The sequence below is a fragment of the Nonomuraea sp. NPDC003201 genome (assembly GCF_053590415.1).
This window is the reverse complement of record NZ_JBSFTC010000302.1, coordinates 1-12,607: the sequence shown is the minus strand read 5'-3', so window position 1 is coordinate 12,607 and position 12,607 is coordinate 1. Positions and strand designations below refer to the sequence as shown.

Sequence of the window (12,607 nt, the reverse complement as noted above, 5' to 3'; positions counted from 1 at the left end):
CCGCGGTCAGCGGCGCGCCCTCGGCGGCCCGCCGCCCGGCGAGCCCGTGCAGGAACGCCCCGCAGGACGCCGCGTCGTAGCAGCTCAGCCCCTGGGCGAGCAGCGCCCCGGCCACCCCCGCCAGCACGTCGCCGGTCCCTCCGGTGGCCAGCCAGGCCGTGCCCGTGACGTTCGCCCGGACCGGCCGCGACTCCTCGGCCACCACCGTGGTGGAGCCCTTGAGCAGCACGGTCACGCCCAGCTCGGCCGCGGCCCGGCGGACGTGCTCCAGCCGGGCGGCCTCGATGGCGTCCCGGTCGGCGCGGATGAGCCGCGCCAGCTCCCCGGCGTGCGGCGTGATCAGGACGGGCGCCGACCGCCGCAGCAGCCCGCGGTCCCGGGCCACCAGCGTCAGCCCGTCGGCGTCGATCAGCACGGGCACGTCGGACGCCAGCACCTGGGCGGCCACCTCGTGCGCCCATTCCCCGGTGCCCAGCCCCGGCCCGAGCACCCACGCCTGCACCCGGCCCACGTCTTCGAGGGAGGGCCGGTCCAGCTCGGTGACCACGGCCTCCGGCCAGTGCGCGCGCACCTGGGCGACCGGCGCGCCGGGGCCCGCGTACCGCACCATGCCGGCCCCCGCCCGCAACGCGCCGCCCACGGCCAGCACGGCCGCGCCGGTGAACAGGTCGCTCCCCGCGGCGACGCCCAGCACACCCCTGCGGTACTTGTCGGACTCGTTGCCGGGCCGCGGCAGCAGGACGTCCACGTCGCCGCCGGTCAGCGCCGCGACGTCGGGATCGGGCAGATAGGCGCCGAGCCCGATGTCCACCAGCTCGACCGTGCCCGCGTGCTCGGCGCCGGGATCGACGAGCAGGCCCGTCTTGTACGCCCCCATGGTCACGGTCACCCGGGCCCGCACCGCGAGGCCCTCCACCCGGCCGCTGCTCGCGTCCACACCGCTCGGCACGTCCACCGCGACGATCGGCCCGCGGGCCGCGTTCGCCTCCTCGACGAGCGCCCGGTACGGCTCCCGCAGCGCCCCTGAGGCCCCGATCCCGACGAGCCCGTCGATGATCAGGTCCGCGCGCTCCAGGGCGTCACGCTCGACGACCTGGCCGCCGGCCTGCCTGAGCGCGGCGAGCCCGGCCTCGTGCGTCTTGGACCCGGCCAGGACGGCGCCCACCCACGCCCCGCGCCTGGCCAGCCGCTCGCCCGCGTAGAGCGCGTCACCGCCGTTGTCGCCGCTGCCGACGAGGAGCACGACGCGTTTGCCGTAGACCCTGCCCAGGAGGTCGGCGCAGACGGCGGCGAGCCCGGTGGCGGCCCGTTGCATGAGCGTGCCCTCGGGCAGCCGCGCCATCAGCTCGTGCTCGGCGCCCCGGATCTGGTCGGCGGTGTAGGCAGTCTTCACGATCCGAAGCTATCCCTCCGCGATCACGTAGGCCACGGCCACGCCCGCGTCGTGGCTGAGCGAGACGTGCCAGCGCTTGACTCCGAGGTCGTAGGCGACCTCCGCGGCCTTGCCGGTGATCCGCAGCTCGGGCTTGCCGTGCTCGTCGCGGCGCACCTCGGCCTCCAGGTGGGCCATCCCCCTGGGCGCGCCGAGCGCCTTGGCCACGGCCTCCTTGGCGGCGAACCTGGCGGCCAGCGACCGCACCGGCAGCTCTATCTCGGCCTCGGTGAACAGCCGCTCCTTGAGCTGCGGCGTGCGCTCCAGCGCCGCCTCGAAGCGGTCGATGTCCACGACGTCAACGCCGATGCCAAGGATCATGACCCCAGCGTACTCAGAACAGCCCGCGCTCCCACGGACCCCAGATCGCAAATGACCTGCCCTGTTTCGACTGGACGTTGACGTAGAGGGTGTGGCCGCCGGGCCCGAACGTCGAGCCCGCGAACTCCGCCCCCGGGTCGTCGGGGATCGGCTCCAGGCGGCAGAAGTCGAAGATCTGGCCCGCCTTCGTGAGCCCGCGCAGGTAGTTGTCGCCGTCGCCGTCCTCGCACAGCACGAGCGTGCCGCGCCTGCTGGCCGTCACGTTGTCGGGCAGGTCGAGCACCGTCGAGCGCGGCGACTCGTAGGCGAGCCTGAGCCGCCCGCTCCACGTCTCGTACGCCCACACCTGCCCCCGCCCCTTGCCGAACCCGGAGGGCGGCGTGTCGCCGGCCGCCGTGGCCCCGCCCTGGGTGGAGACGAAGTACACGACCCCCTGGTGGAAGACGGCCCCCTCCAGCCGGGAGAAGATCGCCGCGCCCTGCTCGCGCCCTTGGCTGCCCACGGCCTGGACGGCCTGGTCGTAGGCGGGCCTGCCGGTGAAGGTCGGGTCGGGGTCCTCGATGTCCACCCAGACGGTCTGGAAGGTGGCCGCGGGCTGCTGCCCCACGGACAGGTCCTTGCGCTTGGCGCCCTTGACGGCCAGCATCTGCAGCCGCCCGCCGTCGAGCAGCCGCCCGGCCTGGACGGGGTGCTTCGGCGGCAGGTAGCGGTAGAAGCCGGAGGGGTAGGAGAAGTTGTCCTCGGTCATGTAGAGCGCGCCCGTGGAGGGGTCGAACGCCACCGACTCGTGCGGGAACCGGCCGGCCGACTTGATCGGCCTGGCGGTGGCGGCGCGGTTGACCGGCACCTCGAAGATGTAGCCGTGCTTGCGGGTGAGCTTGGCGTTGTCGCCGCCGGAGAAGTCGTCGGCCACGTCGGGCCCGTTGACCGTCTCCTCGCAGCTCACCCAGGCCCGCCACGCCATGGGGCCGCCCGAGCAGTTCATCATGGTGCCGTTGAGCGAGGGGGCGGCCTGGATCACCTCTCCGTAGCGCGTGACGCGCAGCGTGGAGGTGCCGCCCCCGGCCATCGGGTCGTACGCCCTGGCCTTGTCGCCGAACGCGCCGACGGGGCCGTTGACCTCGTGGTTGCGGATCAGGATCGCGCTGTCCTTGGGGCCGGAGAACGCCGCCATGCCGTCGTGCCTGCCCGGCACGGCCGACCCGTCGCTGAACTTCTCGCCGGCGGCGCTGAACGAGCGATATTTGAACCCTTCGGGCAGGTGCAGCCGCACCTTCCCGTCACGCAGGTCGGGCACGGGCTTCAGCCGCCCGTAACCCCCCTGCACCGGCTTGACGCCCCCTTGCACTCCCGCGCACGCGACTCCGGCGAAGGGGCCGGCGACGGCGATCACGTTCGTGATGAAGCGACGACGGTCCATCAGACCTCCCAGCCCTGCACAGTAGCCGCCGACACCTGTTCATACGCGTGATTCGGCAAGACGGATCTTCCTTCCCCGAACTGAGTCTCGGTAATCCCACTTCTTTATCCACAGGCTGTGGATCTCGCTGCGCACACCCGGCCATGATCCGGTTCACGGCTCATCGCTACGCTGCCAAGGTGAACAACGGCTACGTGGAACTGAGCAGGGAGCAGTGGAGCGAGCTCCGCAAGAACACGCCCTTGACTCTCACCGCAGACGAGCTGGAAGAGCTTCGCGGCCTCGACGACCCCATCGACCTCACTGAAGTCACGGACATCTATCTCCCCCTGACTCGACTGCTGAACCTGCACTTCACCGGATCCAAAGAGCGCAGCAGCGTGCTGAGGGCGTTCCTCGGGCACCCCGAGCAGCGCGTGCCGTACATCCTGGGCATCGCGGGCAGCGTCGCGGTCGGCAAGTCGACGACGGCGCGGCTCCTGCACACGCTGCTGGCCCGCTGGCCCGAGCACCCGCACGTGGAGCTGATCACCACCGACAGCTTCCTCTATCCGAACGCGGTGCTGGAGGCCAAGGGGATCATGCACCGCAAGGGCTTCCCGGAGAGCTATGACCGCAGGGCGCTGGTCAGGTTCGTGGCGGAGGTGAAGGCCGGGGCGGCGGAGGTGCGCGCGCCGATCTACAGCCACCTGGAGTACGACATCGTGCCCAAGGCAAGCCAAGTCGTGAAAAGTCCGGATATCTTGATCATCGAGGGGCTCAACGTCCTCCAGCCGGCCCCGCCCACGTCCCTCGCGGTCAACGACTACTTCGACTTCTCCATCTACGTGGACGCCAAGGTCGAGGACATCCGCACCTGGTACGTGGACCGCTTCCACAAACTCCGCCGCACCGCCTTCGAGGACCCGAAGTCGTACTTCCGGTACATCGCGGAGCTCTCGTACGAGGAGGCCACGGCCTTCGCGGTCAACGTCTGGCGCGACATCAACGAGCGCAACCTGGTCGAGAACATCGCCCCCACAAGGGGCCGGGCCGACCTCGTGCTCAAGAAGGGCGCCGACCACTCGGTACGGCGGGTACGGCTCCGCCAGACCTGAGCACCTCCTCGAACAGGTAGAGGGCCAACCTGCCCCCGCACTCCTGGTCGTCCACCGCGGCGAACCAGCACTCCTCACCATGGTCGTGGCATCGGTATCGGATCATGTGCGTCAGCCTCACGCAGATGTGTCAAAACGCCATCAACGTCCGATAGACGACAATGGCCCCTGTGCTACATCTGCGACTGATCAGCCCGGCCGCGCGGACCGACGAGGCGACGACGGTGTTGGAGGACTGCCCAGGCGTCACCAACATCGTCGTCCTGCCGGGCGCGGCCCGCGAGCCGGCGGGCGACGTGATCCTCTGCGACGCGGCGCGCGAGTCCGCCAACGAGGTGCTGAACCGGCTCAAGTGGCTGGAGACCGAGGGCTCCATCGCCATCGAGCAGGTCGATCTGTCGCTGTCCAAGGTCGCGACCGACGCGGTCGAGGAGGCGCCCGGCGATCCCGACGACGCCGTGGTGTGGGAGGAGCTCGCGCACCGGGTGCACGCCGACTCCCGCATGACGTGGGCGTACCTGGCCTTCCTGGCCATCGCCACGCAGCTCGCGGGCATCGGCATCCTGCAGAACTCCCCCATCCTGATCGTCGGCGCGATGGTGCTCGGGCCGGAGTTCGGCCCGGTCGCGGGCATCTGCTTCGGCCTGCTGCGCGGCGGCTGGCACCTGGTCACCGCGGCGCTGAAGACGCTGGTCGTCGGGTTCACGGTGGCGATCGCGATCACGTTCGCCTGCGCGCTCGTCTCGAACTGGCTGGGCTGGATCGGCATCGAACACCTCCTCCGGAACGCGGAGGTCCAGTTCATCGTCAAGCCGGACCGGTGGTCGTTCATCGTGGCGCTGCTCGCGGGCGCGGCCGGGGTGCTGTCGGTCACGGCGGGCAAGTCGTCGGCCCTGGTCGGCGTCTTCATCTCGGTCACCACCGTGCCCGCGGCCGGCTACGTGGCCGTCGCGCTCGCGCTGGGCGACTGGAACGAGGTCTACGGCTCGGTCTCGCAACTCGCCGTCAACATCCTCGGCATGATCATCGCGGGCACGGGGACGCTGCTGGTCCAGCGGAAATTCTGGCCTCAAGTAGGACGGCGTTCATCCGTCTGAACGAGGCGGCGGCCCTCGCCCGCCGGGTACGGTCGGGCACATGCACATCCTCGCCACCGAGGGGCTGACCAAACGCTTCCCCACCGTCACCGCGGTCGACCAGCTCACGGTCGCCGTGGGCCCCGGCGTCACCGGTCTGGTGGGGGCGAACGGCGCGGGCAAGTCGACGCTGCTCAAGATCCTGCTCGGCCTGCTGCCGCCCACCGGCGGCGCGGCCAAGGTGCTCGATCTGGACGTGACCGCGCAGGGCGCCGAGATCCGCCGGCTCGTCGGTTACATGCCCGAGCACGAATGCCTCCCGCCCGACGTCTCCGCCACCGAACTGGTCGTCCACCTCGCACAGATGTCCGGCCTGCCGCGCTCCGCCGCCCGCGAGCGCGCCGCCGACGTGCTGCGCCACGTGGGCCTGGCCGAAGAGCGCTACCGTGCCGTCGGGGGCTACTCCACGGGCATGAAGCAGCGCGTCAAGCTGGCCCAGGCCCTGGTGCACGACCCCAAGCTGGTCTTCCTGGACGAGCCCACCAACGGCCTCGACCCGCGCGGCCGCGACGAGATGCTGACGCTGATCAGGCGCATCGGCACCGAGTTCGGCATCAGCGTGCTGGTCACCTCCCACCTGCTGGGCGAGCTGGAGCGCATCTGCGACCACGTGATCGTCATCGACTCCGGGCGGCTGCTGCGCTCGTCCGCGATCGGCGAGTTCACCCAGGCCACGCAGACCGTCACGGTCGAGGTCGAGGAGGGGCTGGAGCCGCTGGCCGCCCGGCTGACCGAGGCCGGCCAGACGGTCTCGCAGCAGGGCCGCCTGCTGGTGGTCAAGGTCCTCGGGCCCGAGACGTTCGACGCGATCCGGGACGCCGCCGTCGATCTGGACCTCTGCCTCATCCGCCTCGAACAGGGACGTCACCGCATCGAGGACGTCTTCAGGGAGGAGGTGGCGGGTGTCTGAGATCTACGACATCGGCTACCGCCACTACGACGGGCCCCGGCTCGGCCGCGCCTACGCGACCCGGGCGCTGACCGTCCACAGCCTGCGCGGCATCTTCGGCCTCGGGCGCACGGCCCGCAGCAAGATCATGCCGTTCTCCCTCTTCGTCATCATGCTCCTGCCGGCCGTCGTGGCCGTCGCGACGATGGCCCTGGCGCAGCAGCGCATCCTCCCCTACAGCGGTTTCGCCGTCATCATGCAGGCCGTCGTCGCGGTCTTCCTGGCCGCGCAGGCGCCCACCGTGGTCGCGCCCGACCTGCGCTACCGCGTGCTGCCGCTCTACCTGTCGCGTCCCGTCTCGATCGCCGAGTACGTGGGCGCCAAGGTCACGGCGATGACCGCGGCGCTCTTCCTGCTGGTGGCGGTGCCCCTGACGTTGATCTACGCCGGCGAGCTGGTGGTGGACATGCCCGGGCCGCCGGCCACCGGCGAATACCTCGGCTCCGTCCTCATGGCGCTGCTGCTGGCCGTGCTGATGTCGTCGTTCGGGCTGGCGCTGGCCTCGTTCACGCCGCGGCGCGGGCTCGGGGTGGCCTCCGTGATCGCCGTCTACCTGCTGTCGTCGGCGTCGGTCCCGTTGATCTACGGGTCCCTCTACGCCTCGGGCAACGAGGCCGCGGCCTCCTGGGCCTGGCTGGCCAACCCGTTCTGGCTGGTGGACTCCGTACAGGTCTGGCTGTTCGGCACCCCGCCGCACATCCCCGAAGGGGACTACCCGAGCGGGCCCGCCTCGGCCGCGGCCCTCGTGGTGCTGGTGGCGCTCGCCGTGGGCGCCCTCGCGCTGCGCTACAGGAAGGCGGCCGCACGGTGAAGATCGAGCTGTCTCAGGTTTCCCGCTGGTACGGCAACGTGGTGGCGGTCAACGACGTCACCATGACGATCGGCCCCGGCGTCACGGGCCTGCTCGGCCCCAACGGGGCGGGCAAGTCCACACTCCTGCACATGATGGCGGGCTTCCTGTCGCCATCCAACGGCTCGGTCACGCTGGACGGCCAGCAGGTCTGGAAGAACCACCACATTTACCGAAATATCGGCCTAGTCCCGGAACGGGAGGGCGTGTATGGCTTCCTCACCGGCTGGCAGTTCGTCCTCTCGGCCGCCCGCCTCCACGGGCTGAGCGACCCGGTGGAGGCGGCCCGCAAGGCCCTGGCCACGGTCGAGATGGAGGAGCCCAAGGACCGGCGCGTGGAGACGTACTCCAAGGGCATGCGCCAGCGCGTCAAGGTGGCCGCGGCGCTCGTCCACGACCCGCCCGTGCTCCTGCTCGACGAGCCGTTCAACGGCATGGACCCCCGCCAGCGCCTCCACCTCATGGACCTGATCCGCGCCATGGGCACGGCGGGCAAGACGATCCTGTTCAGCTCCCACATCCTGGAGGAGGTCGAACGGGTCGCCCAGCACATCGAGGTGCTGGTGGCGGGCCGGCACGCGGCGTCGGGCAACTTCCGCGAGATCCGGCGCCTGATGACCGACCGGCCCCACCTGTTCGTGATCCGTTCGAGCGACGACAGGAAGCTCGCCGCCGCCCTCATCCGCGACCACTCGACGGGCGGCATCACCCTCCGCCCCGACGGCCTGGAGGTCCAGGCCGCCGAGTTCCGCCGCTTCGCCTGGCTCCTCCCCCGGGTGGCCCAGGCGGAAGGCGTACACCTGCACCAGGTCTCCCCGGCGGACGAGGACCTGGAGAGCGTCTTCTCCTACCTCATCACCAGGAGCACCTGATGAATCCGCGAGGGAGCACCGCCGCCTGGACTGAGGAACGGCGGGAGCGCAGCGACCAGAGCGACGAGGGAAGGCGGCGGACTCCAGCGACCGAGCCGCCGAACGGAGTGAGGCCATGAACACAGTCGTTGCCGGCATCACCTACCGGGCCCTGCTCGGGCGGCGCCGCATCATCCTGCTCCTGTTGCTGCCGCTCGCCCTGATCGGGCTGGCCGTGCTCTTCCGCGTGCTCGGCGGGGGCGACCAGAGCGCGGCCGTGCAGCTGATGCAGAAGTTCGCCATCAGCACCATGCTCCCCCTGCTGGGCCTGATCGCCGGCACGGGCGTCATCGCCCCGGAGATCGACGACGGCACGATCATCCACCTGATGTCCAAGCCGATCTCCCGCCCGGTCATCGTCCGGACGAAGTTCCTGGTGGCGGCCTCGCTGATGGCCCTGTTCGGCGCCGTGCCCACCTACGTGGCGGCCTGGATCCTGGCCGGCAACGAGGACGGCATCGCCCCAGGATTCGCACTGGGAGCCCTGGTGGCCGGCATCGCGTACGCCGCCGTCTTCCTCCTGCTGGGCGTCGTCACCCGCCACGCGGTCACGATCGGCATCATCTACGCCCTCGTCTGGGAGAGCGTGGTGGGCAACTTCATCCAGGGCGCCCACAAGTTCTCGATCCAGCAGTGGGGCCAGACGATAGCCAAGCAGATCTCCGACTCCGCCTTCGTCGAGGCGGACGTCGCCCTGAGCTTCGCCGTACCCGCACTGATCGTCGTCACGGTGGTCGGCGTCTTCTGGGCGGGGCAGCGGCTGCGGGTCTTCTCGCTCACCGGGGACGAATGAACGAACGGCCCGCGGGGGTCACCCCCGCGGGCCGTTCGAAGCGTCGCTCAGACGCAGGCCGTGCGCACCACGTCGGCGAGGCGGCCGGCCACCTGGGTGGCGTGCTCCTCCGACGCGGCCTCGACCATGACCCGGATCATCGGCTCGGTGCCGCTCGGCCTGATCAGGACCCGGCCCGTCTCCCCCAGTTCGCCCTCCGCCTCGGCGACGGCGGCCAGCAACTCGGGGGCGGCGGCCTTGCCCTTGTCCACGTCCTTGACGTTGATCAGGATCTGCGGCAGCGGCGTCATCACCGCGGCCAGCTCCTTCAGCGACAGGCCCGACTTGGCCACCACGCCCAGCAGGTGGAGCGAGGTGAGCAGGCCGTCGCCGGTGGTGGCGTGGTCGAGCATGATGACGTGGCCCGACTGCTCCCCGCCCAGGTTGTAGCCGTCGGACTTCATCCGCTCCAGCACGTAGCGGTCGCCGACCGCGGTCTCCACCACGGTGATGCCCGCGTCGCGCATGGCCAGCTTGAAGCCCAGGTTGGACATCACGGTCGCCACCACGGTGTCCTTGGCCAGCAGGCCCTCGCCGTGCATGGCGGCGGCGAGGATGGCCATGATGCGGTCGCCGTCGACGATCGCGCCCGTGTGGTCGATCGCCAGGCAGCGGTCGGCGTCGCCGTCGTAGGCCACGCCCAGGTCCGCCCCGCGCGACACGACGATCTGCGCGAGCTTGTCCAGGTGGGTGGAGCCGTGGCCGGCGTTGATGTTGAGGCCGTCGGGCCTGGCGCCGATGGCCTCGACCCTGGCGCCCGCCCGCACCAGCGCCTCCGGGGCCACCATGTGGGCGGCGCCGTGAGCGCAGTCGACCACGATGTTCAGCCCGTCGAGCGCGGCGTTCATCGTGGTCAGCAGGTGGGAGACGTACCGGTTGGCCTCACCGTACGCTTCCCGCACCCGGCCCACGGCCGAGCCGACGGGAAAGCTCCAGTCCTCGCCCAGCCGCCGTTCGATCTCGTCCTCGACCGCGTCCGACAGCTTGAAGCCGCCGCGGGCCAGGAACTTGATGCCGTTGTCCGGCGCCGGGTTGTGCGAGGCCGACAGCATGACGCCGAGATCGGCGCCGAGCGCGGCGGTGAGGTGGGCGACGGCCGGGGTGGGCAGTACGCCGAGGCGCAGCACGTCCACACCGGACGCCGCGAGGCCGGCGACCACCGCGGCCTCGAGAAACTCTCCCGAGGCGCGAGGGTCCCGGCCCACGACCGCCACCGGCCTGCTCTTGCGGCCGGCAGCGGCGAACGCGCCCGCATCGCCGAGGACGTGAGCCGCCGCGACCGAAAGGTCCATGGCGAGCTGCGCCGTGAGGTCGCGACCCGCGACCCCACGTACCCCGTCGGTGCCGAAAAGGCGCGCCAATTTAGCGCTTGCTGTACTGCGGAGCCTTGCGGGCCTTCTTGAGGCCGTACTTCTTCCGCTCCGTGGCGCGGGCGTCACGGGTGAGGAAGCCGGCCTTCTTCAGCGGCGGCCGGTTGGTCTCGACGTCCAGGATCGCCAGGGCGCGGGACAGGCCCATGCGCAGCGCGCCGGCCTGGCCGGTCACGCCGCCGCCGTCGATGCGCGCGATGACGTCGAACGCCTCCTCGGCGCCGAGCACCACGAAGGGCTCGTTGACGATCTGCTGGTGGACCTTGTTCGGGAAGTAGACGTCCAGCGAACGACCGTTGATCGTCCACTTGCCGGTGCCGGGGACGATGCGCACGCGGGCGATCGCCTCCTTGCGGCGGCCGGTGCCGTACGAGTTGCCCGTGGTGACGGGCTTGCGCACGGGCGCGTCGGCGCTGGCGGCGGACTCGGTGGTGTACTCGGACGGGAATTCCTCGCTGGAGATTTCCTCCAGCTCGGGCTCGACGGCCGTCTCGACACCGGTGGGCTCAGCCACGGTTCTCCTCTAACTCTTTCGAACTACTACTGGGCGATCTGGGTGATCTGGAACGGCACCGGCTGCTGGGCCTGGTGCGGGTGCTCGGAACCCGCGTAGACCTTCAGCTTCTTCGCCATCTTCCGGCCGAGGGAGTTCTTCGGAAGCATGCCCTTGACGGCCTTCTCGACGGCCTTGTCCGGCCGCTTCTCCATGAGCTCGCCATAGCTGACGGAACGCAGACCGCCCGGGTAGCCCGAGTGGCGGTACGCCTTCTTCTGCTCAAGCTTGTTACCACTGAGCGCGATCTTGTCCGCGTTGATCACGATGACGAAGTCACCGGTGTCGACGTGGGGAGCGAAGATCGGCTTGTGCTTGCCGCGGAGCAGGGTCGCGACGTGGCTGGCCAGCCGGCCCAGCACGACATCGGTCGCGTCGATGACGTACCACTGACGCTGGACGTCGGCGGGCTTCGGTGAGTACGTGCGCACGGTCGTAGCCTTCTTTATGCTCGCGTCTTCGGCGCTGTCGGATGCGACAGCTACATTTGGTCGGTCGGTGCGGGCACACGACGGCCCGGACCTTCCGTCTCCTCATTGCGGGAGATGACGCCGGACGCGCCGCGCATTGGTCACGCGGGACCTATGCACACAACGAACCTAAGCTACTCGCCCAAAGGCGCGCAGGTCAAAACGACCAGTAGCCCGGAGCGAGTCTACCCGAACGCAGAACGGTTAGGTTTCGTTTCCCTGGGACCTCTTCTTTCCCAGGACCAGACATCCCTATCGTTAGCGGCGGTATGTGGCAGAACTCTCACTCCCGGCCAACCCAGCGGGGCGCTCGGCGCCGGAATCACCTGGGGGTGCTGGCCTGCCTCATGACCGTGCTCTTCACGGGGGTGCTGCTCGGCCGGCTCACCGACGACGCCGAGCCGAACCCCCATATCTATCTCAACGAGACCGCCCCGCCCGCCGCGGCCACCGCCAACCCCGCGCCGACGACGGCCAGGAAGGCGCAGCAGCAGGTCGAGATGATCCCCAGGGAGATCACGACCAAGGCCGTGCCCCGCGGCCGGGCCACCCCCAAGGCCACCAGATCGCCCGACGGCCAGATCGCCGGGTTCAACTCCCAGGACAACCCCGCGATGCTCAGCGACGGCAGCGGCGGCGTGCAGATCATGCCCGGACTGGCGGCCAAGGTCGTCTCGCTGACCAACTCCGCCCGGTCCCGCCACGGCTGCGGGGCGCTCAGGGTGAACTCCGGTCTCTCCGGCTCCGCGCGTACGCACTCGCTGGAGATGGCCCAGACCGGGCAGCTCTCGCACACCTCCCCTGACGGCTCGTCGCCGTGGGACCGGATGGAGCGCGCGGGATACCGCTGGGGCGCCGCCGAGAACATCGGCGCCGGGTACAGCACCCCCGAGGAGGCGGTGCGCGGCTGGCTCGACAACCCCGACCAGCGCAAGAACATCCTCGACTGCGGACTGAAGGCCATCGGGGTGGGCGTCGCGTCCGGCCCGGACGGGCCATGGTGGACCCAGGACTTCGGAACCCGATGACGCGCATCACGGTAATGTCGCCGCATGGCTTTTCCCGAAGGACGTGAAAACAGCGCCCCCTATGGCATGGGGAGTGTCTTCCAGCCTGCGGGCAGACGCCGCGCTCCGAACGGTCCCGGCGGTCCGGCCGGTCCCGATGGTCCCGGCGCGCACCCGGCCGCCCTCCCTGCCGTCGCCGAGCAGCACCGACGGCAGCGCCCTCCGGTATTCGTGCGTCACGTTCATCGAGGTTTGGCCC

14 protein-coding genes are annotated in these 12,607 nt (G+C 70.4%); 7 read left to right on the top strand and 7 right to left on the bottom strand.

Going from position 1 to position 12,607, the window contains the following annotated elements; translation table 11 throughout:
- The 3 genes from ACWDX9_RS50825 to ACWDX9_RS50815 form a co-directional block, all read right to left on the bottom strand.
- Positions 1-1,393, bottom strand: a 1,393-nt coding sequence (locus ACWDX9_RS50825; RefSeq protein ID WP_449968701.1) for an NAD(P)H-hydrate dehydratase, incomplete at its 3' end; no start/stop codon positions are given.
- Between the two features lie 9 nt (positions 1,394-1,402).
- Positions 1,403-1,753 (bottom strand): holo-ACP synthase, encoded by a 351-nt coding sequence (locus ACWDX9_RS50820; RefSeq protein WP_350731030.1) that lies wholly within the window; start codon positions 1,751-1,753, stop codon positions 1,403-1,405.
- 13 nt (positions 1,754-1,766) lie between these two features.
- On the bottom strand, positions 1,767-3,173 hold the full coding sequence (locus ACWDX9_RS50815) for an alkaline phosphatase PhoX (RefSeq protein WP_449968699.1): 1,407 nt from the start codon (positions 3,171-3,173) through the stop codon (positions 1,767-1,769).
- A 194-nt stretch (positions 3,174-3,367) separates the two neighbouring features.
- Here ACWDX9_RS50815 and coaA point away from each other — a divergent pair, with 194 nt between their 5' ends.
- The 6 genes from coaA to ACWDX9_RS50785 all read left to right on the top strand — a co-directional run bounded on the left by coaA (position 3,368) and on the right by ACWDX9_RS50785 (position 8,909).
- On the top strand, positions 3,368-4,270 hold the full coding sequence (gene coaA / locus ACWDX9_RS50810; RefSeq protein ID WP_449968703.1) for a type I pantothenate kinase: 903 nt from the start codon (positions 3,368-3,370) through the stop codon (positions 4,268-4,270).
- Between the two features lie 170 nt (positions 4,271-4,440).
- Positions 4,441-5,367, top strand: coding sequence for a DUF389 domain-containing protein (locus ACWDX9_RS50805; protein ID WP_449968697.1), 927 nt, complete (start codon positions 4,441-4,443; stop codon positions 5,365-5,367).
- A 40-nt stretch (positions 5,368-5,407) separates the two neighbouring features.
- A complete protein-coding gene (locus ACWDX9_RS50800; RefSeq protein WP_364243739.1) occupies positions 5,408-6,316 on the top strand; it encodes an ABC transporter ATP-binding protein in 909 nt (302 codons plus the stop codon).
- Positions 6,309-7,166, top strand: a complete 858-nt coding sequence (locus ACWDX9_RS50795) for an ABC transporter permease (RefSeq protein WP_449968695.1) — start codon at positions 6,309-6,311, stop codon at positions 7,164-7,166. Before ACWDX9_RS50800 ends, ACWDX9_RS50795 begins: the two co-directional genes overlap by 8 nt.
- The gene (locus ACWDX9_RS50790; protein WP_449968692.1) at positions 7,163-8,077 is read left to right on the top strand and encodes an ABC transporter ATP-binding protein; all 915 of its coding nucleotides are present in this window, start codon (positions 7,163-7,165) and stop codon (positions 8,075-8,077) included. The genes ACWDX9_RS50795 and ACWDX9_RS50790 overlap by 4 nt, the downstream gene beginning before the upstream one ends.
- A 115-nt stretch (positions 8,078-8,192) precedes the next feature.
- Positions 8,193-8,909, top strand: a complete 717-nt coding sequence (locus tag ACWDX9_RS50785; RefSeq protein ID WP_364243746.1) for an ABC transporter permease subunit — start codon at positions 8,193-8,195, stop codon at positions 8,907-8,909.
- A 47-nt stretch (positions 8,910-8,956) separates the two neighbouring features.
- Here the strand turns inward: ACWDX9_RS50785 and glmM are convergent, their stop codons facing one another.
- From glmM to rplM, 3 genes are read right to left on the bottom strand one after another with little or no spacing between them, the layout of a single operon-like run.
- The gene (glmM, locus tag ACWDX9_RS50780) at positions 8,957-10,309 is read right to left on the bottom strand and encodes a phosphoglucosamine mutase (protein WP_350731018.1); all 1,353 of its coding nucleotides are present in this window, start codon (positions 10,307-10,309) and stop codon (positions 8,957-8,959) included.
- 1 nt (position 10,310) lies between these two features.
- Positions 10,311-10,832 (bottom strand): 30S ribosomal protein S9, encoded by a 522-nt coding sequence (gene rpsI, locus ACWDX9_RS50775; RefSeq protein ID WP_449968690.1) that lies wholly within the window; start codon positions 10,830-10,832, stop codon positions 10,311-10,313.
- Between the two features lie 26 nt (positions 10,833-10,858).
- Entirely contained in the window at positions 10,859-11,302 is a 444-nt protein-coding gene (rplM, locus tag ACWDX9_RS50770) for a 50S ribosomal protein L13 (protein WP_185070656.1), read from the bottom strand.
- A 386-nt stretch (positions 11,303-11,688) separates the two neighbouring features.
- On the opposite strand from rplM, the gene ACWDX9_RS50765 reads away from it, so the two are divergent.
- Positions 11,689-12,369: a CAP domain-containing protein gene (locus ACWDX9_RS50765; RefSeq protein WP_449968687.1), complete on the top strand. Its 681-nt coding sequence runs from the start codon at positions 11,689-11,691 to the stop codon at positions 12,367-12,369.
- Positions 12,370-12,375: 6 nt separating this feature from the next.
- On the opposite strand, the gene ACWDX9_RS50760 is transcribed toward ACWDX9_RS50765, so the two are convergent.
- Positions 12,376-12,607, bottom strand: a 232-nt coding sequence (locus tag ACWDX9_RS50760; protein ID WP_449968685.1) for a hypothetical protein, incomplete at its 5' end; no start/stop codon positions are given.

What these genes read in the sequence shown, in the direction of transcription:
- ACWDX9_RS50765 (WP_449968687.1), top strand. Translation starts at nt 11,689, where the DNA reads ATGACCGTGCTCTTCACGGGGGTGCTGCTCGGCCGGCTCACCGACGAC.
- ACWDX9_RS50815 (WP_449968699.1), bottom strand. Translation starts at nt 3,173, where the DNA reads ATGGACCGTCGTCGCTTCATCACGAACGTGATCGCCGTCGCCGGCCCC.
- ACWDX9_RS50800 (WP_364243739.1), top strand. Translation starts at nt 5,408, where the DNA reads ATGCACATCCTCGCCACCGAGGGGCTGACCAAACGCTTCCCCACCGTC.
- ACWDX9_RS50785 (WP_364243746.1), top strand. Translation starts at nt 8,193, where the DNA reads ATGAACACAGTCGTTGCCGGCATCACCTACCGGGCCCTGCTCGGGCGG.
- ACWDX9_RS50820 (WP_350731030.1), bottom strand. Translation starts at nt 1,753, where the DNA reads ATGATCCTTGGCATCGGCGTTGACGTCGTGGACATCGACCGCTTCGAG.